We start from the raw sequence: 20,468 nt of genomic DNA, 5'->3' as shown, positions 1-20,468 counted from the left end.
TAACGGTTTGGCTATGCGCAGTATCCCGAAGGGTATTACGTATAGGTATTGTTACCTGCTGACTTTTATTGTTTTTAATTCAAATTTATTCATTCCGCAATTAGAATTCAAAACCTTAAATTCTTCATCGACACGTTTTGTCAAATATTTAATGAACTTCTTTTCATAATCATTCCAAGTTCCACCAATTGGTGTTTCTCTACAAGTTTTGACCAAACTAAAAATTTGTTTTCCAGATTGAACAATCATTCCACCAGGTTTTGTTCCAATATTGCGTGCTTTAATGCGTTCAGAAAATTTCTTCTGATCTAATAGATATTCAGCAGGATTTTCTTTAGAGGTCATTACTATTAGAGCAAACGTTTTAAGTGCATGCAATTCACTATAATAGTTAGCAACAAAAAGAGTAAAATGCTCGTAATAATTAGGCTCACTATTTTTCGGGTAATTTTTGTTAGAATATGCTATTATATTTTTAAGTCCAATGTTATCAAAAATTTCTATGTGTTTTGGTTTATTCAAATCTGTGGCGTTAAAAGTATGTTTTCTCAATTTCTCTTTTAAAACGTCTTTTGCAAAAAGTTCAGCGGATATTGAATAATCAGTATCTAATTCCGATTCCGTTTTTATTTCAGTTTTGGATTCGGTACTAGATTCAGACTTTTGTTCCGTTTTTTGATTTTCCGATTTTTCCTTGCAAGAGCAAAAAAACAATATCATTATTAACAGTATGTAGTTTTGGGTTCTCATTTTTCAGTTTGCAGGTAACGGTCTCGTATAACCGTCAGTTACGGGTTTAAAGTTACTGTTTTTCGGTTAAGTACCGACGTTCGCAATTCCGAGTGGATTCGGACGTAGTCGAATTCAGCCGCAATGAGCTATACACGTTGTTGTAGCTAGTTATTTTCTTTTTTCCATTTTAATTCTTTTTCAATATAACTTTCAATTAAATCTAAATATCCAATTTTCACAGAATTCGATTTAATTGGGTATTTTTCTTTTAGTTCCATAGAATATAATCCAAAATAAAACTCAACTTCCAGCGAATCGTTTTTCGTTATTTTACTTTCTTTATTTAAAATTAAATTATCCTTGTCTATAAATAATTTTTCTCCGTACAGTAAGTCATTACCATCACTGTCAATTATGTTATCCGGGTAATTTATTTCATTCAGAACTTCTTTGTAGTTATAATCTTTTTCAAATTTTTCGTAAGGATTAATCGAACATAATCCTAAACCATTATCACAAAAAAATGATAAACTTATTTTTCTAACACTATTTTTTGGATTTAAAACTCGTGATCCATATCCCATAAAGACTATATCTTCAACATTATCTAAAAATATTTTTCCTTCTCTATAAAACAAAAAATAGTCAGGTATTATAGATTTATTTTTAATGCTGAAATTGAAAATTCCATTCTCTTTTTTTGTAATTCTAAATTCAGTTTTTTTAGAGTTAATATCTTTAGCAAATATGAAATGAGAAGAGTTTAAACCTCTCAAAATGTATAAGTCAAAAAGTATAAATACAGAAATAAGAATAACTATATAAATCAATGCTTTTTTCAGTTTACTGCTTTTCATTTTCAAGTTCTGATTTTAATTAGCTACAACGTTCTGGCTATGAGTAGCTGGTTTTTTTTAATTTCTTCTTCGTATCCTGAGTTTAGAATTATTTGCCTGTCGTCAAATTCTCTTTCAAATTCTGGTTGCCATGGAAATTTTCCTTGTCTGTCAGTCCATACCAATTGAAGAGCGGGAAAATCTTTGTAATCATTAAACCACATGCAGTAGCCGAAATAATCAGAAATTCGGTTTTTATCAACGGTTATGAATTGAGCTGGAACGGTCTCGAAAATGTCGAAGTTGTCTAGTTCGGTCGTCAAGATATTTCCTTCTTTTACTATTTCTCCTACGTTATTGAGAATTTCATGAAGCGTTTTAGTGGTCAGTCCGAATGAAATTATTTCTGGATGTCCGTATGTTTTCCAAAGTCCGATTGTGTAAGCAAATGAAGGCTCGTTTTCAGTTGGCTCAAACAATCCAACATGCCAACCGAATTTTTCAACATCTTCGGTTATTCTCTTTTCGGCTAGTTTGTCGTGTTTTTTATGTTCTTGTTCTGTCGTCATTTTGCTTGCAGCTAACGTGTTTATAAACGAATAAAATACGTCGATATACTACCAATTAAGTAAAGTAATCAACATATTTTATTTTTTATCCAATCCATATTACTAACTTTTCATTAGGGAATTCCTTTTCAAATAATCGAGTAAAAAACAAATTCGAACGTCTTACTTTTAAATCCTTTTGATTTTTAAATTCGATTAAATAAGTTCCACGTTTTGGGATATGTAAATTCATGACTTTTTTTCGCTCTTTCTCCAAATTCGTAGGATTGAATTCTGCGATTTGTAACTTTTGACGTAATTACTTTTCCATTTTCTCTGTTTTTTAATTCAATTGAAAAATTTCCAACAGAAACACTCCAACCGCCAAGAACTTTAATACTATAAATTCCGACTGGTAATTCAATTGCTATATTTGTATCGTAGATTCCGATTGGAAATCTCATTTCTGTATATCTCAAATCCGTATTTATAATTTCTATGTCTTTTGGGACTTTACTTCGATGAAGAAAACCTACAATTTTTTTGTCTGGTGTTAGCTGGTCGTAATTACTCTTAATGTATGGTCTTGCTCCATTACTTGGCTCAAATTCCATTTCTAAATAGGCTATTTCATCATTATCTAATTCACGTACAGTTCCGTCGTTTTCAACATAGACATATTCATATTTTTCTTTTCCTGACTTCAATTTTCGATGGTGAGTTAAATGTTGTACACTGTTTTTCTGTATGAGGAATAGTACTAATTAACTAATCCCCTGCAATATTTTTTTTCAGATATATCTCCAAATTTCTCGATTTTTTTTTAAATATCATAGCTTTATTGTCTTGAGTTCCCCGTAATTCAGGTTCAATCGAATAAAAATATTTTATGATTTGAACTTAGCCAATGTGGTTGTCCAATAAATATCTGTCTAATTCATTGAAAAATAGCTATATCGGTTTTCTGATTTTGATAAATTTCGATGTTGTTAGTTTCTCTTTGGCTAAAGTCTCTTTCACCTCGTTATTCGAGAATTTTTAAGATCTCTACCGAAAGCCTGTTTCACTTTGTTTCTCAGAGTTCAAATTTTCTCGAATCTTCCGATATTGGATGATATTGAACTTTGAACAACGTAAATATTCATTCCAAGCACCAATTCATGAATTCCAATTTCCTTTGGTTACTGTAATTGTGATTTCCTTTTCAAAAGGAAATTTATGCGCTTCACTTTTTATCAGAACTATTTCATCAACAGACTTGAAAGACTTATAGATTAAACAGGGTTCAGATTCTAAAGCTATTGAGAGCACAGAAGTTATATAAGTATCAAAAGTTGAAGTTACCGCCATCAATCCATTCAAAATCGTCCAATTTTGAAATTGATTGTAGGATTGTGACCAGTCCTTCAATTCTCTAAAATCTCACTTCCATCTTTTACGGTGAAATCGATATGCTTAGAAGCTTTGTCTTCCCAAGTTGTTCCTTTAATCTTAAATTGTTCATAAACAAATCTCGTTGTAGGCTCATTTGACCACATCATTTTATTTAATTCCTGAACATTCGTTTTAAAGACTTGCTAGGGTCAATTTGTGTCTCCGATGGAACCTCATCTGTTACATGCTACTTTGCTTTTTCTCAAAAATTGATTAGTCACAATGTCGGCTACTTTACTTTATTGTAGTGTCCTATAACCGATTATATGAAATTTGTCAATCTTATTATCATATCTCAATTTGATTTCTATATTTTTATAATCAGTCATTACCGTTAGAACACAATTTTCAGTGTTGTCTGAGGGGATGTTGAAATAAGAAGTTTTAACCCCAAAATTAAACTCTGAAGCGTTTTTTTGCAATTCAATCATTTTGGCTTTTAATCCATAACCAAGTATCACGACATCAGGGAAATCAGAGTTAAATTGAGAAAAATCGGTTTGAGTAAGTTTTTTTCCAATCTCTAGGATTCTATTCTCATCCAATTCAATTTTATTACATGAAATTAACAATAGTAGGGTTAGTAATTTTAATATGTTTTTCATTTTCTTGTTTTGTAGGTAACGGTCTCGTATAACCGTCAGTTGCGTGTTAAATTAGTGGTTTTTTTCTTTGGATCATTAGCGTTAGTAATTCCGGGTGGATTCGGACCTAGTGGAATACTTCCTAATTGCGGTTATACATGGTTTAGCTTTAGTACTTTTATTTTCATTCGTTAAGCAATTTGTCAAATCTCCATTTCTCAACCTTTTTAATTCTAAGTATCCTGTCAGCAATCTCAGAATTATATGAACATCTTGAATTATTAAATCCAATCCAGTTTGGAAAGAACTTTTTCGCCATTTTAAAAATCGATTCATCAAATTTTTTAGAACGCATAACTCCGACATTATTATTAGGTCCGACAATTAAATTCATCCTATGGTTAAGAACGTACTTAAAGGCGTCCTGTAAATGATGATTCCGACAATCCCATAATCCTTCATCTTCCCAAATAAAGGCTCCTGACATTGTTTCGTATTCCATTTTTGGGTTGTCAATTCTAGACTCCGTTGGTAAGGTTTCCTTATTTCTAACGAATGTAATCCAAATCCATATTTTTAAAATAATATTCATTAATAGTTATGAGTTGTGTATTAAGGCAACGGCTTCGGTTATGATTCGTGTAGCATAGGGAAGCAGAAGCTTTCCGATAAAGCACTGAGGCGAAGCATTTTGTTTACTGTTAATTTTTTCTTGTTCATAAGTCAAATCAAAATGATTTAACGACCTCATAAAAATACATTAACTTCTGAATTAAATACTAAAACACCGTATTAATTATAGCCAATGTTGGTAGCTTTACTTTTTCAATAGTTTTATTAGAGGTTCACGATATTCTTCATCTTTTTCATTCAGATAAATTATTTCTTTTGTAAAATTGAAATTAACAAATAACTCAGCATAATCTTCTTCTCCTTCTAAGAAAATTTTAAAGCTACTTTCTCCACTTTTATAATTAGGTTTTTCTTGATTTAGATTGGCACAAGTAAATATTTGAGAATCCTTGAGAGAAAGGTTATCATTTTTAAGATCATATTTTTCTGATAAAAAACGTAGCAAATTATCACTTTCCTTTCCCTTAGAAATAAATATAATACCTTCTTTAAGAAATATGTTTTTAGGTTCTCCATTAACAAAACCTGGAGGAATCCCTTTCTTTAATTTCACAATCACTCCAATAGTATCATTATTTACAGTTGCACTTGTGTTATATTCAATATATCCATCAGATTCTTTGCTATTAATAATGGAGAGAGGTACATCAACAAATCCGTCAACTGATTTTAGATTTGTTAAGTCTATCATTTGAGGTGTATCATTTTTACATGCTAATAAGCCAAATGTAAGTATTGATAAAAGAAGTCGCTTTTTCATTTTAATTGTTTTTTTTGGTATTGCTACTAACGGTAAAGTATAAGGTCAGTTGCGGGTTAAATTAGTTGTTATTTTCTTTTGTTGACTAACGTTGGTAATTCTGTGTGGATTCGGACCTAGTCGATTCTGCCGTAATTGCGGTTATACATTGTTACACAGCGTTATTAATTTTCATTTCGTATTTCTTTTACTTTTTTCTCAATCCATTCAATATCATTCTTGTTTTCAGGGATAAACCCATGAATTTTACCATTTTCCATGTTAACGTTTACAAAAATCCAATCAGAATCATAACTCCATTTTTTACTTAGTAGCTCATATGTCCAAATTAATGTTTTTTTAGTCTCTTTATCTGTTTCTATTTTTGTTCGTTCAAGTAATTTGTAGGCTAGTTTCTCTTTGTTTAATCTGAGTAATACATCACAAGCTTTTAATCTTACTTTTTTACTCTTATCATTCAATGCTTCTAACAATAAATTATCTATCAATTTTTTGGGTTTATCATAAAGACAATTTGTTATGATATTTAATCTTACTTTTGAAGAAGAATGTTTAGATAATTCTTTAATAAGGTTCATAAGTTTTTCATTACTTTCAGCAAACCTATTAACATGTTCACCCAATGCCCAACAAATTGTATGATTAAGCTCTAATCCTTTTTTTAAATTCTTTAGATCGGTAGAGTCAAATTGATTGTAATAGATATTGTAAATTGCGTCTATCGCATTAGAAATAATAGGTTTATGGTTTTCTTGGTTTTTATTCAACCACGAGAAGTATTCCTTTTTTAATTCTTTTTTTTCTTTTGGTAGATTCATTTAGTTGTTTTATGACAGTCAAAATTTCTATGCATTTACTTATTGTAAAGTTCCGATTGTGTTCGTTTTGTACAGGTCAAAGTCAACTTCAGTTCCAGTTTTGGCCAAAAAGTCAATCACTTTATTGTTCAGTCCGAAATATGGAGTTGAAGATTCTGGATTGACATCAATGTCGATTACAAACTGAATTCTTGTTGTTAAATCAAATTGATTTTTCAGCCTATTTATGATTTCCGTTTTAGGTTCTAACATATCAATCAATTCTTGAAGATATTTTTCCAAATCAATTTCGTTTCCTGCGTCAAGTTGATACTTCCAAGCAGTTGATTTTGGAATAGGTTCATTTTTTATCATCACAGAAGTTGGCTCCATATTCATTTCATCCGTTATTTTTTTGGTGTCAAAATAGTCGGCATCAAAAGAGAAATACAAGTAGTTCTTGCATTCATGTCCGCTATAAGTTAATTTCTCGTGCATCTGTTTGTGTATGGTCAGTTAAGTGTTTTGCAACTAATTTAGTAATCATTCAGGAGTCAGAGAAAATCCCAAAGAAATTTCCCAAATTAACAACGACCAAAGTGATTCATTATACACGTTGTTGGTGATAGTTTCTTTTCTTGCAAATAATATAACATTCTTTAAAAGAAATGACTAGACCACAGTGTTTTAGTATGCTGTTGAGACAATTAATATAATTAGAGTTTCGTTTAATGTCATGAAATTTTACTAAATACTCAAATACTGCGATTTCGTATACTAGTTTAAAGTCTGTTCCAATAAAAAAAACTTCTGATGAAGACTCTTGACTAGTTTCCTCTAATAAAGAATCAAAATAATCTTCAATATGGCAAGCATCATAAAGTTCATCGATTTCGGAATCCAAAAGATTAAATAAAGGCTGTAGTTCCAATAGTTTTTTATACTCAGTCCACATTTCTTTTAAAAGTTCTTTAGATACATCATTTGTTCCTTCAAAGAGTATTTGAAGGTTTGATTTGTTTGGTCCTAAAGATCTTTTATGTGCTAAGTGAAATCTACTTTCTATCATGTAAAGCATCCAAAATCCTGGACTTGTCATAGGGAATTGCCAATCCCAAGAGTTAACAGCTGTAAACTCTTTAGAAGACCAATGGTTGAACTTTTGAATAACTTCATTAGCATTTTCATAAATAAAGTGTTTTGGAGGTATGTTAAATCCAAATTCCGTATAAAAATTCTCAACTGAAGATAAAGCTTTTCGTTCATTAAAATCACTATTGTCGAACAATGCTATATTCAATTTTTCTTGTAAAATTTCTTTAAAATCGTTTTTTCTTAACATTTATTCTAATTATCGGTAACGGTTTCGTATAAAAATAGTGGATACTTGGTATTGCACTCACGTATTATTTTATTCTTTTTTACCAGCTTTTTTAATTTCACATTTTTTTTAGTGTTGACCAAAGTCCATTAGTATCATTATCTTTTACTTTGGTCTCATTTTCGCCATTGCTTTTATACTTAGTTGTAGGTCGTTTTTTTCCGATTATTAATTTGTCTTCAAAATTAGGAATGGCGTCTAAATCATAATTCCAACTAGTAAACATCAGCTCTTCTAATTCTCTTAAATCGTCAATACTCTCGGTATTTTCTAGTTTGTCCAAAATAGCTCTCGACGCGGCAAAAGCTAAAATGGTCGGGTTCGTGTCTGTAATCAAGCCAGTTGCTTGAATAACTGTTACTTTCAGTCCACAATTATTTTTTAGTTTATTGTAAGCGTAACTAATTCCATTCTCAATTCCTTTTTTCCATTGATCATAGCCTTTATCAGGAACAATTTCTTCATATCCTTGACAAATCCATCCACTTCCTTGGTAATTTTCAATTAATTCAAGTCTATTTGTTTGTGTCCATTCAAAATTTAATACCACTTCACCATAATGAGGTAGTCCATTTTTATATTTTGCTACTTTATATCTCGATTCAATTTTTGGCATTTCAATTTCATGTTTAAGTTCAACTTACTATAATTTAATAACTTCAAATCTGAGGATTTTTGTTGCAATTTTTTCGAATTCAGTTTTTCATTCTGTCCATGAGTTCAATTCCATTTTAGCTAAACCCGATTGGAATTCCATTACATCCTTTTTATCTATTATTAATCCTTATCAATCGCATACAATTTGTTTATTTGAGGTTAAAATACATACAGTATACTAGCAATGGTTTGTTGGCATTGTAATCTAGCATTGATTTAGCTGCATTCGTTGTGGTTTTTGCCGTCTAGCGCTACGATCATTTTTATCTTCTGTGCCCAATCGTTGTCAGTAGGTTTGATGCGTATTATTTTAAAATTTATGAATGTCGTTTATTTGGTTTTTTGTCAGTGTTTTAGCGAAGCTGTGTTTTAATACATTTTTCGATGGTGTTACAGGGAGTTTATCCTATTATTTGTAGATGTCTGTTATTTAAGTTTTTCCAATTCATGTTAGTCGTTGGATACTTAAAGTTTCTGTAAGCAAGAGACATCTGTCTAGCCGCCTCTTTTGGGGGCATTCTACCCGTTGCTGTTCCCATCCCAGGACAAAGAACCTTTTCTATTCTAGCCTTTCCAGCCTTGTTATGATTAGCGATAGCAGTTAGCATAGCAAAAAAAGCATTATAAACATTATCTGTTTTTGAAATATCCGTTGGAACACGCATAGTTGGAGTATGAGCTAAAAATAGATGATGCTCATTTTCCGTAAAAACAATAATTGAAGTTCCAACAGGTTACTCTCCATAAAACTCTTTTTGAATTCTTTTTTGAACATTGTATTGAACCTTCATACCGAAGTAGTTTCGGATTGCTAAGTCAATTCCTCCATCCATTAGACCAAATGAATTTGCTGGGCTGACTAGACAGTCAAATTCTCTTTCTAGCTCAAATTTTCCATTCACTATACTGACTTCAGAAAACTCATCAAAGGAGCTCTTCCATTCTTTACATAATTCATTTTGAACATCTATTAAGGTTATTTCAAACAGTTTTGGGGATATAGACATTATTTTGTTTTTTGCGATTTTTGTTATAAAGTTAATTAAAAGAAAGGAACTTTTGGCTTAATGAGGTTTGTCCAATGCATATATCTACAAGTAGCGATACATTTTGTTAGGTAACGTTTTTCATTTAAATAGATTTTTAACTCTTATCCAAAATCCTTTGTTCTCAGTGAGAACTGTTGTTTCTGTATTCTGATTCTGTTTCGCGTACTTTTTTTGTTTTTCCAGTTCTTTTATAAAATCAGGGGTGTCTGCTAATAACATTTCTTTAGAGTAAGCTACCTCGTCATCCAAGTAATAAATTAGCGCATTACATTTTTCAATTAACACAACAGAAATAAGCCCGAAAGACGCTCCGGCCGCAAAGTCCGCACCCCAATTAAAAGAAACTACAGTATCTTGGTCAGTCAAATCCTTTTTGATAAAATCAAAATCAGATGTTATTTCTTTCGGTTCTTCAAAATAGATATCAAAAAAGGTTTTCTGTTTATTTATTTTGCATTCAAGTCCGTCAACGTCATAAAAGTTTTCAAAATCATCAAGAATTTCGAATTCATATCCGAGTTCACGAATGGTTTTTTCTATTTCAATTTTGTTTGGTAAATCAGCTTTCTTCAAAAAAGCTACTTGTGTCATTGACATATGTGTTTTGTTTAATGTTGTCTAAGTTTAACTGTATGGCAAGTAGGGCAGTAGGAAAGGATAAGCTTTCAAGCCTGCTCTGAGTCACATTTTTAGTCTTTCTGAAATTTGGTCAAATTTTTTTTCTCCGAGTTCCGATAAAATTTTTTCTTTGTTAGACTCTAAAAGGCTTATAAATCTTAGAAATTCGGTTGAATTTTTGTTCCAAAATTTTATTGGTATTTTTGAAACGGATTCTAATACATCGCCTTCATATAATTCTCCTTCGATAAGTACATTCTGTTCAAGTTTATCCAATGCTATAGGAATCAAATATGCAAGTCCAATTTTTTGTGAAATCAGAAGACGGATTTGTGCTATTGTCAATTCTGAAACTTTAATTTTTCTGTATTCAAAACATTTTTTAACCAAGGCGGTTGGGAATTCTGAAGGTTTTTTCCAATAGTCGTTTTCTAGTTGCTCAATTGATTTTGAACTCATTTTAAGCTGTTCTTTGTGTTAATTCTAAATCTGTAATAGGTTGATTACTATTAAATGAAAAATCCTTATGAATATTCACAGTTGTAATATTTCTAAGGTCAACTTGCCAGAACCTTATTCTTTTAGTTAATTTTCCTCCAAGTATTCGATTATCAGATTCGTTATAGTTTGGTGTCAGATGAAAACTGTGAGTAATGAATTCCGATTCGTTAATGATTTTTGCAACTTCGAGTTTGTTTTTGCAATTCATTTTAGATGTTGTAGTAAGCTTTTTCTTCGTCAATTTTTCGTTTTTTCCAATCTTACTTTCTTCAAAAAAAACAAAAAAAGCAATTGAATTCAATAAGATTTTAATATTCGCAATTTGAGTATTCATATTTTAGATTCCCTTCCGTTTTCTCAACTTAAAAAAGTCTTATTCATTCTCAAGATCGAAAGTTTTTATATTTAGCTTCCGATTCTGCGTCAAAATTATTCCTTTCACAAAACTCCGCTTTAGTTCCATCTGACTCAAAATAATCTATTAATGCTATTATTAACATATTATTCGATTTTTTGATTTTGTAAAACAAATTCATCGAACAGCATTTGTTCATTTTGCTTTTCATTTGTCATTTCAGATAACTTTAAATCGCTCATCCCTCTTGGTGAATAAAAAAAGGTTTTCCAAATTGGTCTATGTTTGACAAAGATACTTTTTCCACCAAATTCATCGTGAGTATAAATTCCTATCCAGAATTTCAAGACAGTTAAAATTCCGATTATTACTAATAGTAGGATACCTGTTTTTCTTTTCAATTCGTGAGTTTTTTCAAATGTTCTACAAGGGTTTTGTATAAGAATAGTTGCAATTTTGTTAGGCACTAATGTAGCAATTATTTTTTGATATTGTCGGCAACCGGCTTTATATTCAGCTTGTTGATTATTTCTTCGTCTTGGAATGTTCGAATTCCGTTTTTGTAATTGTTTAAAAAATACTCATCATATCCTGTTTCATTAATTCTTTCAGCTATAATTTGAGCGTTGAGCAACGATTTTGGATTAGGGACAGTCAATGTTGCTGTCAGAAAATCAAAGGCATCCATCTCATCAAACCAATTCCTTTTTAAAAACCCGTTTTCATCAATTATTTCAGGCTCCTCTTCAATAGAGTAATCATATAGATTTAAATTGTACGCTGAATATATCTTAGTCCAACGTTTTTTTATTATTTCAAGATTTTTGGTCTCCGCAAGATTTGGGTTTATTAAAAGTCCAACAGTTCCCCAGTTTTTATTCAAAGAGGGGCTTTTTTTTCCAAAGGCCCTCGGCTGATGCCATGGCAAATGCTTGATTTTCTATGTTTTTAGCATTTTTGAGAACTTCCTTAAATCTCAGAATGTAAGCACTTCCAAATTCTGTTTTCGGATGATTTGATAAGATCATTGTATGCGTATTTTTGTGAGAGATTGATTCATTTCCGTAGCGAACACACGCTTTGATTGGAATCATATTTTCGGAAGATTCAAGGTGAATTTTTCTCCATTTAATTCGTTTGGGTTCGTTGTCCCAAAGTAATGAACGTATGTTTAATGCTCCTCCTTTTAAAATTTATGAATGTCGTTTATTTGATTTTTTGTCAGTGTTTTAGCGAAGCTGTGTTTTAATACATTTTTTGATGGTATTACAGGGAGTTTTATCCTATTATTTGTTGATGTCTGTTATTTAAGTTTTTCCAATTCATATTAGTCGTTGGATACTTAAAGTTTCTGTAAGCAAGAGACATCTGTCTAGCCGCCTCTTTTGGGGGCATTCTACCCGTTGCTGTTCCCATCCCAGGACAAAGAACCTTTTCTATTCTAGCCTTTCCAGCCTTGTTATGATTAGCGATAGCAGTTAGCATAGCAAAAAAAGCATTATAAACATTATCTGTTTTTGAAATATCCGTTGGAACACGCATAGTTGGAGTATGAGCTAAAAATGGATGATGCTCATTTTCCGTAAATACAATAATTGAAGTTCCAACAGGTTGCTCTCCATAAAACTCTTTTTGAATTCTTTTTTGAACATTGTATTGAACCTTCATACCGAAGTAGTTTCGGATTGCTAAGTCAATTCCTCCATCCATTAGATCAAATGAATTTGCTGGGCTGACTAGACAGTCAAATTCTCTTTCTAGCTCAAATTTTCCATTCACTATACTGACTTCAGAAAACTCATCAAAGGAGCTCTTCCATTCTTTACATAATTCATTTTGAACATCTATTAAGGTTATTTCAAACAGTTTTGGGGATATAGACATTATTTTGTTTTTTGCGATTTTTATTATAAAGTTAATTAAAAGAAAGGAACTTTTGGCTTAATGAGGTTTGTCCAATGCATATATCTACAAGTAGCGATACATTTTGTTGTATAATGTTTTATTTACTTAATAAGGATTTCATTTTCTCATTAAAAATAGATGTAATTTCATTCCATCTAATATCAACTTCTGTCGTTCTACAATCTCCTCCCAAATAGGCAATAGTAACTTTTTTATTAAAAATGGTATCTATTCCAACTCCATAAATTGGATCAATTCCACCAGATATTTTTACCAAAGTATATTTTTTTGATTCATAGAATTTAGATGCTATGAGGCTGATGCGTTTTTCCAATTCTGATGTTTCTTTTTTATTAAGGTTTAATTCTTTACTGTTAGCATACAAATTCATGCATGAAAAGATGGTGTTTAATTCAGAATTAAGTTTCTTCTTTAACGTACTATTAAATCATTGTCTTTTAAATTCGAAATAGGGTTATGGATTATGTGGGAAACCTGATGATCTGCATCAATATTTCTAAATTCAGCCAAGAGTTTATTTTCTTGCGCAGTTATAGTAAATGAAAAGGATAAAATTAAGAATGTTATGAGTGTCTTTTTCATATGTTGTACAACGAAATCAGCCGTTGATTTAAACTTTTATTTTAGTGAGGCACAATACCACAATGAAGTATAGCTATTGTTTTATTATTTGAATACATTCAATTCATTCAGTTTATAGTTCAGCTTTTTAAATATAGGTAATCAATAAAATTAACGGAATTAGAAACGGAAGTCCGCAAGAGAACCAAAATCCAATATTAAAAGTCAATTTCCGAAACTGTTCCATATTTTTTGGTTCAATTACATTTTCAAAAATAGCTCCTAAATTGTAAAAAATATTGGCAATTCCAATCATAAATAAATATCCAATTCCTTGAAAAATAATCGTAAATATTGTTATTTCAATACCTTCACTTGAAGGAACAATAAATTCAACTACAAGTGCATAAATAATGAAAGCAATTATTCCACTTAGAATAAGCCCAATATTATATTTTTCCCTTCTGTCATTCCACCACTTTTCCCTAAGTTCTTTTTTCTTATTCCAGGTAACTAGTTCCATTTTGTTTTGACATTAAATAACGGTGAGGTTATGAGTTGTTGCGTTTTAAAGTTACAGATATTGCTAGTACACACCATACTAAAAATCCGTTAAATTATTTTTAGAAGCAGGCGAGAGCAAGCAATTACTGATACACCGCGTTGTTTGCGGTTTTTAACTCTCATCTCCAAACCATAAGATACCAATTTTATTTTCAGAAATTACGATAAAGCCATAATCATACCAGTAATAGTTACTAAATCCAGACCAGCCATTCATTGTTAACTCATTCTCATTAATCTTATGATTAGAATGGTAATCATAATCAAAACCTGCGTTAGTATATATTTTTTCAACTTTTTTAAACTGAGATAAGAATTCAGTTGCATATTGTTCCCCTTGTTCCCAATCTATAAAATGCATATTGTATTTCGTTTCTTTAATGATCGATGAAATTATCGCTAAATTGGCATAGTCAGTTCTTAATGCAATGAGAGCTTCTTGATTTATCTTGTTTGAGTCAAAAAAATCAAAATTCTTAGTTTCAAATGCAAAATTTTCATAGTCGGTTTTGTTTTTGTCTTTATCAAAAACGTGACAAAAAACCTCGCCAAATTGCGTGTCGTTATCAATGTATTTTGATTGAATACTTTTGGCAAATAGTTCAGGGTTGAAGCTCATTTTTTTATTAGATACTACGAATTTTTATACGGTTTATTGCGGTGATTAGTGCGTGAATTAGTAAATGAAAACTGTATAGAAAATCCGCGAGAATGTTTGTAAGTAAGCCTTTACCAGCAATTAATAATACACCTTATTGTGCATAGTTATTTTTTCCAAATGTCAAATTCCGTTCTTATTAAACTCAGAATTTCGCACATATAAATCAGTTCATCAATTTCGGGATAATGTTTTAAATATTCGTCTGGATTAGAAAATTCAAATGCATTCGTTCTATCCCAACCTTTAACCTGAACTTTAAATCCTTCTCCGTCTAAAATTGCAGTTTGTCTGTTAATCAATTCATATTCCTCAATTTCTTTTCCTCCATATTTCCTTTTTACTTTTTCAACGTTTCCACGAATTACTAATTTCCATTTTATTTCACTCAAACTAGGCAAGTTGAAGATATGACTTCGAATTAAGTTTTGAAAAATAAATTCCATATCATTTTCTGATTTTAGAGTTCGTTTTTCAGTCCGTAATTCTACTTGTGCGTCAACCTTTGTGTAATGCTCGTAAAATTCAGCTGTCCATTTCTCTGATTCGTCCTTAAACATTCTAAAAAGTGAAGAGTAATTTGTTGTTCCCCCGCCTTGATAAATTCGGATTTCCGTTTTGTACGCCAGCGAATCAGATAGCTTCAAATCAGAATTTATTTCAGTTATATTTTGAGCAACTGTAAAAGTTGAAAAAGAGAGAAATAAGACAAGAAATACTTTATTCATAATTCGGTTGTTTCTACAAAATTAGATGTACAATTTGATGTCTCAAAGTTTAATTGAGTAAATAATTCTTTTCAACAAGGGAATAGTTGGTTTTAATTATGTACAACGTTTTAGGCTATGATTTCGTTGTGGAATCATCCGCAGTATTATTCCGCCGAAATCCAGCTGTTTGATTTATACTTTTTTTTGGGTGTGGCACAAAACCACAATGAATTATAGCCATTGTTGGCGTGTTGTTTTTATTTTCGTAATTCTTTTTCAGTCATTTCAGGATTATATCTTTTCCCATCTTTATCAAAGCTCCAAACATTGGAAACTTCACGTAATTCAGGTAATTCAGTTTTTCCAGAGTTAACTTTTTGTTTTACAATCCTGCGTAATTTTCGATTTGCGTCTCACTTATTTTCCTTTTCAGATTTCGCTGTTGTAATTCCGTGTATTTTGGTTTTCTTTTTTGAGCGACTCATAATATTCTTACTTTTTCAATTGCTTATTTTGTTTTATAAACTTGAATTCGTGCTTATCCACAATATTTAGAAACCCTTCTAAATTTCCAAGACAACTCTCAATATCGTTTTCTTTTTCGGTATCCCATCTCACAGGCAAATCTCCAGATAAATATTTTCCGTTGTCGTCTATTTTTGGAATTTCGATTATAATTCCAAATTCATTATCATATTCAATAATATCTCCAATTTTCATCTTATTCAAATATTTTATCGAGTTTTCTTAAATGTACGCCAACTTGTTTATATACACAAACAATACGCCATTATACACCCGATTTAGATTAAAATCGACGTATTTAGTAGCTGTTATTCAATACATATAAAAGTTAACTATTAAACTCATCAAAAGAATTTTTCAGTTTCTGCAAACTATTAGTATCTATAAAGTTAAAGGGGGTAACAACCAGCTTGTATATGGTTGTTGTCTGTTTCATGCGAGTAGTTTATTCAGTTAATCGCGAACGGCGCAATTTTGAAAGAATTTCTCAAGTGTACTAGCAATGAATTTACATGCTTTTTAAATCTTTAAATATAGTTCTGTGTTTACAGGTTTTTCATTAATGTAACCTGGCTTGTAATCTAATCTTTCGATTATTAGCTGTTCTATTTTATCTTTTTCTTCTCGTGTCAAATTTTTTCCAAGACTTAATTTGATTGATTCTTTTAGAATTTTTCCTTTGATGTCTATTGTAAATAAAATTCGAGCTCTATTTATGCTAAAGTTAGTATTTAACTCTCTTTTTAAAGTTTCTATACTTGACAGTAGTTTAGGCTTTTGGTCAAGATATTTAATGTTGTATGCATCAAATGCATTTATAAATCCATATTTCCGTTTAAAATTTTTCTCTTCACTTTTAGTCATTTCTTTACTCATAAATTTTGAAGCTATTGTTTTAGAATTGACTATTTTCTGTGTCTGAAAAGAAATTTCATTTATTGTTAATTCATAATTGATCTTGATTTGTCTATTCGTAGTAAATGGATTTTCGTTAAATTCAATTTTTGATTTCACTACGTTAAATACACTTGGATTCGTATCAATGACATCCGTCCAGTAATCGTAGTAAGCTGATGTTATCTCTAAATCTTTATTAACTTTTATTAAAGTCGTTTCGCTAGTAAATCCAGAATACAAACAATTGTAAATCCAAATCTCATTGTCAGACTTTCTCTCAAAAAGTATCTGTTCAGTTCTATCAAAGTCATTGAATGAAGTATTCTTTTCAGCAACAGTGCCTGCTTTATTTTCGTGCTTGTTGTTTTTCAGTGTTTTAGTCTTGTTTTTGCTCAAACAAGAAGAATTCAAAATAATGATTGAAACCAATACTATGCTTAAAGTTCTATTCATTTTATGTTTTACTATGATTTCGTAGTACCGTAATTTATGCACTTAAGTCACTAATTGCGGTCATCAATTATGGTTTTATGCTTTTTATCTGTTTCCGTTTTTATCTATAGTTGACAAGTACTTTCCTTGACTGTCATAAATGTTGAATTCATAGTTGTCGTTTTCATTTAACTTTTTAGCTATAAATTCTTTCGCCAATGCATAGGTCTTAAAAACATGAAAAACTTCTCCGTTCCCATCATATCTTTTAAAGTCGGTGGTAAGAACTATTCCGGTGTCAAACGCTGCTAAAAGCACAGAGTATTGATTGTTTTCTAAAATAGGAGCTTTCATCTGGTCTATGATTATTGGGGCACTTTTTCTCAAATGTAACTAAAAAATACTGGTTTTAGTTTTAAGGCAGTTTAGGTGGTGTTATCTGCTTTTTATAAGTCCATTTCTAGTATAGATATTGATACATTGAATACTCTTTTGTAGAGAGTTTTCTTTTTTTAGTTTCCGGTCTTATTAGTTTGTCTTTTTTCGAATAGATATGCTATGATAGTTCTATTGCTATTTTGTATTTCCCGTATTTTTGAATGAGTTCAATCATAATTTCTAAATTATAGCAAGCTTGTTTATGTGCTTGTAAAATAGGTTGTTATGTGTGCGATTTAGATTGAAATCGACACGTTAAATTGTTGTTATTCAATATGTGTAAAAGCTAACTATTTATACAGTCAAAAGAATTTTCTGTTTCTGCAAACTATTAGTATCTACAAAGTTAAAGGGGGTAACAATCGGCTTGTATATGGTTGTTGTGTCAATTCAGTTATGATTTTCTGCTGTAACTGAAATCTAGCAAAGAGTATTGAATGCCGATTACGAAATTTAATTGCAATGAGCTTGATACGATGTTACCATACGTTTTACCTTAGTTGTTCAATCGGGATTTTCAATAAATCGCCATTATAATGAACATCGTTATTCTCAAATTGTTCTTTCGTGAACGCTTTTAATTCCTTTTCAGGGTTCAAATATTCTCCTAGAGGTGTTATACCAATCAATTCATTCAACGTTAATGCAGTACTAACAACCTCAAATTCTGAATTTGGAAATTTGCGAGAGTACTCGAGTTCGTCCAAATACTGACCTTGTAAAAACAATGTTTCGTTTTCAGATATTTTTAGGTAAAATCCAGAGCCTAAATCAAAAGATTCTTTTCGTTTGTAAACTTTGTCAGTCTGTATTTTTAGAATCTGAGCTTTTCCGTTTTTTATTTCGTTATCGACTTTTTTATTCCAACCTATTTCTCCGTTTTTTCTCATCCAATACATTACAATTCCAATTGAAATGACTAACAATGGTACTGAGGTCAGTAATTGAGTATCAGAAGAAATTTTACCAACGAATTTTTCATAAAGTAACAAAGGCGCTAGTAAAATCAGAGTAATTACGATCCATTTTTTTCCAAAATGTTCAAAGTGCTCCCAAAGTGAATTTTTTCTGCTTTTCAACAGTTTAATTTCCTCTGAATTATATGGGCGTTCGAATTTTTTCATTTTTATAGTCAGGGTTTCTTATATTTCACAGTTATGCACTTAAGTCACTAATTGCGGGTATCAATTATGGTTTTGCGCTTTTATCTATAGTTGACAAGTACTTTCCTTGACTGTCATAAATGTTGAATTCATAGTTGTCGTTTTCATTTTTATTTACTTGTAAGCCACGTTTTGGTATGACTGTTAGTGATAGGTTTATAGTTGTTAATTTTTAGGTTGCGCTACAACGCTAGCAATTTCGAATACGCCGAAATCGGGGGCATGGGGTGTTGTGTAGCGTTTTTATCTTTGCAATTCGTCACGATATAGTTGCGCTAATGCAGATCGTTTTTTTTTGTTATTGAGTACATGCTGTAACCATATTTGAGGTTGCTCTGTAGCACTTTTAAATACTTTGTATTTGGAATCATTGAATTCAGAAAAATCATACCAATTTTTACCGTGGATATGTTGAAGAGCATAGATCGCCATTTCTTCATGAGTAGTACTAAAAAAGGGACAAGTATGTACCTTAGTCTTTGCGGTATCAGAAAGTTTAGTGATTAGAAATTCAGTCAAAGCTGTTTTCTCATTTTTCGCAAATTGTTTCCATTCCTTTTCACTAAAAACCATAGTCGGAATTTCTCTCTTTTTTTCAGAGATGTACTGAGTACCACCCAGACAGCCTCCTTTTTCAAAAACCATATAATTCCACTGTTCAGCAATTGATTCGGTATGCTGCGATGTCGTTGGAGGAGTCTCTTGGATCATTTTAGCCGTTTCAATATTCGATTCACAATTAATTTTGGTTTGTCCTTTAAAAGAAATCAAAGTGAAGAACAGTAGCAGTATTTTTAACTGATTTTTCATTTTTTTTTGGTTTGTGTACAATGGTTAAGTTATTAATACGAACAAGGGTTTGTGGTAAGTTTAGCAAAGACAAACCGAGTAGAACAACCGACTCGATTTACGGAGTCGGGCAAGAAGGAGCAATGCTTCATAGTATTGCTGCAGTGCATCTTTAATTTTTACCAAATTGTTTACTTTTCTTCTTTATAAATTCAACTATTTCATTAAACTTTTCTTTACCAACTTCTTTTTCCCCCAGAATATACGAAGGTTTGTATCCAAGTTCGAGATCAAGAAAAAGGTTTTTATCAATTACCTGATAATTTTTGAAGGCATTCCATTTAATTTTTGTGTCATATTTATAATTCTTGTAGCGGAAGTATTCTTCATTAAACTCCAAAATTGTATTTTGTCCTGCAGATTTTTGTCCATCAATTTCAGAATTGGTTAGTTCAAAATGTTTAGTTTTAATCGTTTTATAATGGCGATAATAAGTATAAAAGTTTATTAGGTAGTGTATTCCGATTCCTAGCGAAAAGAAGCCTAAATTATTTTCTTTCTTAACTAAGAATATTCCGACAATTGTTAAAGGAATTGCCCAATAAATTCGTTCCTTATTTTTCTTCAGATTTTTATTCCAGAATTGGTTAAAGTACAGTGTAGTTTGTTCTGAATAGATGTTTTCGTCAAATGGTATTTCTAATTTCATTAGGTTTTCTAAATTATATACAACGGTTTGGTAGGATCTTTAGTTAGTTAGTTAGTTAGTTAGTTGTTCTGTCTTATTCATTGGCGGTTTGTAATTTTGGTAAATATAGTTTCCTATTATTACTTCAAATCCTTTTTTATCCATAGCATCGGTGATATATTTCTTTTATTCTGTTTGGTATATTTCAATTACCCTTATCGTATTATCAAAT

General features: G+C 30.9%; 31 protein-coding genes. All 31 read right to left on the bottom strand.

The features are described from left to right. Positions 1–51: 51 nt before the first annotated feature. The 31 genes from ACXAG7_RS13595 to ACXAG7_RS13445 all read right to left on the bottom strand — a co-directional run bounded on the left by ACXAG7_RS13595 (position 52) and on the right by ACXAG7_RS13445 (position 20,257). Entirely contained in the window at positions 52–720 is a 669-nt protein-coding gene (locus tag ACXAG7_RS13595) for a hypothetical protein (RefSeq protein WP_476667139.1), read from the bottom strand. 176 nt (positions 721–896) lie between these two features. Continuing rightward, positions 897–1,589, bottom strand: a complete 693-nt coding sequence (locus ACXAG7_RS13590) for a hypothetical protein (RefSeq protein ID WP_476667138.1) — start codon at positions 1,587–1,589, stop codon at positions 897–899. Between the two features lie 23 nt (positions 1,590–1,612). Further along, positions 1,613–2,137 carry a DUF4262 domain-containing protein gene (locus tag ACXAG7_RS13585; RefSeq protein WP_476667137.1) on the bottom strand — a complete coding sequence of 175 codons (525 nt, stop codon included), beginning with the start codon at positions 2,135–2,137 and terminating at the stop codon, positions 1,613–1,615. Between the two features lie 185 nt (positions 2,138–2,322). Next, positions 2,323–2,823 (bottom strand): hypothetical protein, encoded by a 501-nt coding sequence (locus ACXAG7_RS13580; protein ID WP_476667136.1) that lies wholly within the window; start codon positions 2,821–2,823, stop codon positions 2,323–2,325. 699 nt (positions 2,824–3,522) lie between these two features. After that, positions 3,523–3,657 carry a hypothetical protein gene (locus tag ACXAG7_RS13575; protein ID WP_476667135.1) on the bottom strand — a complete coding sequence of 45 codons (135 nt, stop codon included), beginning with the start codon at positions 3,655–3,657 and terminating at the stop codon, positions 3,523–3,525. 132 nt (positions 3,658–3,789) lie between these two features. Further along, complete coding sequence (locus tag ACXAG7_RS13570; RefSeq protein WP_476667134.1) at positions 3,790–4,155, bottom strand: hypothetical protein; 366 nt, start codon at positions 4,153–4,155, stop codon at positions 3,790–3,792. Positions 4,156–4,318: 163 nt separating this feature from the next. Then, complete coding sequence (locus tag ACXAG7_RS13565; RefSeq protein WP_476667133.1) at positions 4,319–4,726, bottom strand: hypothetical protein; 408 nt, start codon at positions 4,724–4,726, stop codon at positions 4,319–4,321. 225 nt (positions 4,727–4,951) lie between these two features. Next, positions 4,952–5,527, bottom strand: coding sequence for a hypothetical protein (locus ACXAG7_RS13560; RefSeq protein WP_476667132.1), 576 nt, complete (start codon positions 5,525–5,527; stop codon positions 4,952–4,954). A gap of 164 nt (positions 5,528–5,691) precedes the next feature. Next, the gene (locus tag ACXAG7_RS13555) at positions 5,692–6,345 is read right to left on the bottom strand and encodes a HEAT repeat domain-containing protein (protein WP_476667131.1); all 654 of its coding nucleotides are present in this window, start codon (positions 6,343–6,345) and stop codon (positions 5,692–5,694) included. Positions 6,346–6,384: 39 nt separating this feature from the next. Next, positions 6,385–6,822, bottom strand: a complete 438-nt coding sequence (locus ACXAG7_RS13550; protein WP_476667130.1) for a DUF4279 domain-containing protein — start codon at positions 6,820–6,822, stop codon at positions 6,385–6,387. Between the two features lie 109 nt (positions 6,823–6,931). Further along, the gene (locus ACXAG7_RS13545; RefSeq protein ID WP_476667129.1) at positions 6,932–7,666 is read right to left on the bottom strand and encodes a hypothetical protein; all 735 of its coding nucleotides are present in this window, start codon (positions 7,664–7,666) and stop codon (positions 6,932–6,934) included. A 97-nt stretch (positions 7,667–7,763) separates the two neighbouring features. Then, positions 7,764–8,321: a hypothetical protein gene (locus ACXAG7_RS13540; protein WP_476667128.1), complete on the bottom strand. Its 558-nt coding sequence runs from the start codon at positions 8,319–8,321 to the stop codon at positions 7,764–7,766. Between the two features lie 442 nt (positions 8,322–8,763). Continuing rightward, positions 8,764–9,027, bottom strand: a complete 264-nt coding sequence (locus ACXAG7_RS13535; RefSeq protein ID WP_476667127.1) for a hypothetical protein — start codon at positions 9,025–9,027, stop codon at positions 8,764–8,766. A gap of 69 nt (positions 9,028–9,096) precedes the next feature. Continuing rightward, positions 9,097–9,369: a macro domain-containing protein gene (locus tag ACXAG7_RS13530; protein WP_476667126.1), complete on the bottom strand. Its 273-nt coding sequence runs from the start codon at positions 9,367–9,369 to the stop codon at positions 9,097–9,099. Positions 9,370–9,489: 120 nt separating this feature from the next. Next, a complete protein-coding gene (locus ACXAG7_RS13525; RefSeq protein ID WP_476667125.1) occupies positions 9,490–10,008 on the bottom strand; it encodes a hypothetical protein in 519 nt (172 codons plus the stop codon). A gap of 84 nt (positions 10,009–10,092) precedes the next feature. After that, positions 10,093–10,488 (bottom strand): contact-dependent growth inhibition system immunity protein, encoded by a 396-nt coding sequence (locus ACXAG7_RS13520; RefSeq protein WP_476667124.1) that lies wholly within the window; start codon positions 10,486–10,488, stop codon positions 10,093–10,095. A gap of 1 nt (position 10,489) precedes the next feature. Next, the gene (locus tag ACXAG7_RS13515) at positions 10,490–10,864 is read right to left on the bottom strand and encodes a hypothetical protein (protein WP_476667123.1); all 375 of its coding nucleotides are present in this window, start codon (positions 10,862–10,864) and stop codon (positions 10,490–10,492) included. A 167-nt stretch (positions 10,865–11,031) separates the two neighbouring features. After that, positions 11,032–11,286: a hypothetical protein gene (locus tag ACXAG7_RS13510; protein WP_476667122.1), complete on the bottom strand. Its 255-nt coding sequence runs from the start codon at positions 11,284–11,286 to the stop codon at positions 11,032–11,034. A gap of 77 nt (positions 11,287–11,363) precedes the next feature. Continuing rightward, the gene (locus ACXAG7_RS13505) at positions 11,364–11,768 is read right to left on the bottom strand and encodes a hypothetical protein (RefSeq protein ID WP_476667121.1); all 405 of its coding nucleotides are present in this window, start codon (positions 11,766–11,768) and stop codon (positions 11,364–11,366) included. Further along, the gene (locus ACXAG7_RS13500; protein ID WP_476667120.1) at positions 11,761–11,979 is read right to left on the bottom strand and encodes a hypothetical protein; all 219 of its coding nucleotides are present in this window, start codon (positions 11,977–11,979) and stop codon (positions 11,761–11,763) included. Before ACXAG7_RS13500 ends, ACXAG7_RS13505 begins: the two co-directional genes overlap by 8 nt. A 184-nt stretch (positions 11,980–12,163) precedes the next feature. After that, positions 12,164–12,769: a macro domain-containing protein gene (locus ACXAG7_RS13495; RefSeq protein WP_476667119.1), complete on the bottom strand. Its 606-nt coding sequence runs from the start codon at positions 12,767–12,769 to the stop codon at positions 12,164–12,166. A gap of 118 nt (positions 12,770–12,887) precedes the next feature. After that, the gene (locus ACXAG7_RS13490) at positions 12,888–13,181 is read right to left on the bottom strand and encodes a hypothetical protein (protein ID WP_476667118.1); all 294 of its coding nucleotides are present in this window, start codon (positions 13,179–13,181) and stop codon (positions 12,888–12,890) included. Between the two features lie 339 nt (positions 13,182–13,520). Beyond that, positions 13,521–13,895, bottom strand: coding sequence for a hypothetical protein (locus ACXAG7_RS13485; protein WP_476667117.1), 375 nt, complete (start codon positions 13,893–13,895; stop codon positions 13,521–13,523). A gap of 153 nt (positions 13,896–14,048) precedes the next feature. Continuing rightward, positions 14,049–14,555, bottom strand: coding sequence for a hypothetical protein (locus ACXAG7_RS13480; protein WP_476667116.1), 507 nt, complete (start codon positions 14,553–14,555; stop codon positions 14,049–14,051). Positions 14,556–14,701: 146 nt separating this feature from the next. Then, on the bottom strand, positions 14,702–15,322 hold the full coding sequence (locus ACXAG7_RS13475; RefSeq protein ID WP_476667115.1) for a hypothetical protein: 621 nt from the start codon (positions 15,320–15,322) through the stop codon (positions 14,702–14,704). Positions 15,323–15,796: 474 nt separating this feature from the next. Then, positions 15,797–16,024, bottom strand: coding sequence for a hypothetical protein (locus ACXAG7_RS13470; protein ID WP_476667114.1), 228 nt, complete (start codon positions 16,022–16,024; stop codon positions 15,797–15,799). A gap of 324 nt (positions 16,025–16,348) precedes the next feature. Beyond that, on the bottom strand, positions 16,349–17,179 hold the full coding sequence (locus ACXAG7_RS13465; RefSeq protein ID WP_476667113.1) for a hypothetical protein: 831 nt from the start codon (positions 17,177–17,179) through the stop codon (positions 16,349–16,351). Positions 17,180–17,263: 84 nt separating this feature from the next. Then, positions 17,264–17,512 (bottom strand): hypothetical protein, encoded by a 249-nt coding sequence (locus ACXAG7_RS13460; protein WP_476667112.1) that lies wholly within the window; start codon positions 17,510–17,512, stop codon positions 17,264–17,266. 575 nt (positions 17,513–18,087) lie between these two features. Then, entirely contained in the window at positions 18,088–18,720 is a 633-nt protein-coding gene (locus ACXAG7_RS13455; protein ID WP_476667111.1) for a hypothetical protein, read from the bottom strand. A gap of 282 nt (positions 18,721–19,002) precedes the next feature. Continuing rightward, a complete protein-coding gene (locus ACXAG7_RS13450; protein WP_476667110.1) occupies positions 19,003–19,569 on the bottom strand; it encodes a hypothetical protein in 567 nt (188 codons plus the stop codon). Between the two features lie 151 nt (positions 19,570–19,720). Beyond that, positions 19,721–20,257, bottom strand: coding sequence for a hypothetical protein (locus tag ACXAG7_RS13445; protein ID WP_476667109.1), 537 nt, complete (start codon positions 20,255–20,257; stop codon positions 19,721–19,723). Positions 20,258–20,468: the final 211 nt, after the last annotated feature.

This window comes from Tenacibaculum sp. AWR4_210 (genome assembly GCF_056160945.1).
Note: the sequence above shows the minus strand (reverse complement) of the source record. Positions and strands in the feature narration are given on the sequence as shown.

Bases quoted from the DNA above. Each gene is read 5' to 3' on its own strand.
- ACXAG7_RS13595 (WP_476667139.1), bottom strand. From the start codon at position 720: ATGATATTGTTTTTTTGCTCTTGCAAGGAAAAATCGGAAAATCAAAAA.
- ACXAG7_RS13590 (WP_476667138.1), bottom strand. From the start codon at position 1,589: ATGAAAAGCAGTAAACTGAAAAAAGCATTGATTTATATAGTTATTCTT.
- ACXAG7_RS13585 (WP_476667137.1), bottom strand. From the start codon at position 2,137: ATGACGACAGAACAAGAACATAAAAAACACGACAAACTAGCCGAAAAG.
- ACXAG7_RS13575 (WP_476667135.1), bottom strand. From the start codon at position 3,657: ATGATGTGGTCAAATGAGCCTACAACGAGATTTGTTTATGAACAATTT.
- ACXAG7_RS13570 (WP_476667134.1), bottom strand. From the start codon at position 4,155: ATGAAAAACATATTAAAATTACTAACCCTACTATTGTTAATTTCATGT.
- ACXAG7_RS13565 (WP_476667133.1), bottom strand. From the start codon at position 4,726: ATGAATATTATTTTAAAAATATGGATTTGGATTACATTCGTTAGAAAT.
- ACXAG7_RS13560 (WP_476667132.1), bottom strand. From the start codon at position 5,527: ATGAAAAAGCGACTTCTTTTATCAATACTTACATTTGGCTTATTAGCA.
- ACXAG7_RS13555 (WP_476667131.1), bottom strand. From the start codon at position 6,345: ATGAATCTACCAAAAGAAAAAAAAGAATTAAAAAAGGAATACTTCTCG.
- ACXAG7_RS13550 (WP_476667130.1), bottom strand. From the start codon at position 6,822: ATGCACGAGAAATTAACTTATAGCGGACATGAATGCAAGAACTACTTG.
- ACXAG7_RS13545 (WP_476667129.1), bottom strand. From the start codon at position 7,666: ATGTTAAGAAAAAACGATTTTAAAGAAATTTTACAAGAAAAATTGAAT.
- ACXAG7_RS13540 (WP_476667128.1), bottom strand. From the start codon at position 8,321: ATGCCAAAAATTGAATCGAGATATAAAGTAGCAAAATATAAAAATGGA.
- ACXAG7_RS13535 (WP_476667127.1), bottom strand. From the start codon at position 9,027: ATGCGTGTTCCAACGGATATTTCAAAAACAGATAATGTTTATAATGCT.
- ACXAG7_RS13530 (WP_476667126.1), bottom strand. From the start codon at position 9,369: ATGTCTATATCCCCAAAACTGTTTGAAATAACCTTAATAGATGTTCAA.
- ACXAG7_RS13525 (WP_476667125.1), bottom strand. From the start codon at position 10,008: ATGTCAATGACACAAGTAGCTTTTTTGAAGAAAGCTGATTTACCAAAC.
- ACXAG7_RS13520 (WP_476667124.1), bottom strand. From the start codon at position 10,488: ATGAGTTCAAAATCAATTGAGCAACTAGAAAACGACTATTGGAAAAAA.
- ACXAG7_RS13515 (WP_476667123.1), bottom strand. From the start codon at position 10,864: ATGAATACTCAAATTGCGAATATTAAAATCTTATTGAATTCAATTGCT.
- ACXAG7_RS13500 (WP_476667120.1), bottom strand. From the start codon at position 11,979: ATGATTCCAATCAAAGCGTGTGTTCGCTACGGAAATGAATCAATCTCT.
- ACXAG7_RS13495 (WP_476667119.1), bottom strand. From the start codon at position 12,769: ATGTCTATATCCCCAAAACTGTTTGAAATAACCTTAATAGATGTTCAA.
- ACXAG7_RS13490 (WP_476667118.1), bottom strand. From the start codon at position 13,181: ATGAATTTGTATGCTAACAGTAAAGAATTAAACCTTAATAAAAAAGAA.
- ACXAG7_RS13485 (WP_476667117.1), bottom strand. From the start codon at position 13,895: ATGGAACTAGTTACCTGGAATAAGAAAAAAGAACTTAGGGAAAAGTGG.
- ACXAG7_RS13480 (WP_476667116.1), bottom strand. From the start codon at position 14,555: ATGAGCTTCAACCCTGAACTATTTGCCAAAAGTATTCAATCAAAATAC.
- ACXAG7_RS13475 (WP_476667115.1), bottom strand. From the start codon at position 15,322: ATGAATAAAGTATTTCTTGTCTTATTTCTCTCTTTTTCAACTTTTACA.
- ACXAG7_RS13470 (WP_476667114.1), bottom strand. From the start codon at position 16,024: ATGAAAATTGGAGATATTATTGAATATGATAATGAATTTGGAATTATA.
- ACXAG7_RS13465 (WP_476667113.1), bottom strand. From the start codon at position 17,179: ATGAATAGAACTTTAAGCATAGTATTGGTTTCAATCATTATTTTGAAT.
- ACXAG7_RS13460 (WP_476667112.1), bottom strand. From the start codon at position 17,512: ATGAAAGCTCCTATTTTAGAAAACAATCAATACTCTGTGCTTTTAGCA.
- ACXAG7_RS13455 (WP_476667111.1), bottom strand. From the start codon at position 18,720: ATGAAAAAATTCGAACGCCCATATAATTCAGAGGAAATTAAACTGTTG.
- ACXAG7_RS13450 (WP_476667110.1), bottom strand. From the start codon at position 19,569: ATGAAAAATCAGTTAAAAATACTGCTACTGTTCTTCACTTTGATTTCT.
- ACXAG7_RS13445 (WP_476667109.1), bottom strand. From the start codon at position 20,257: ATGAAATTAGAAATACCATTTGACGAAAACATCTATTCAGAACAAACT.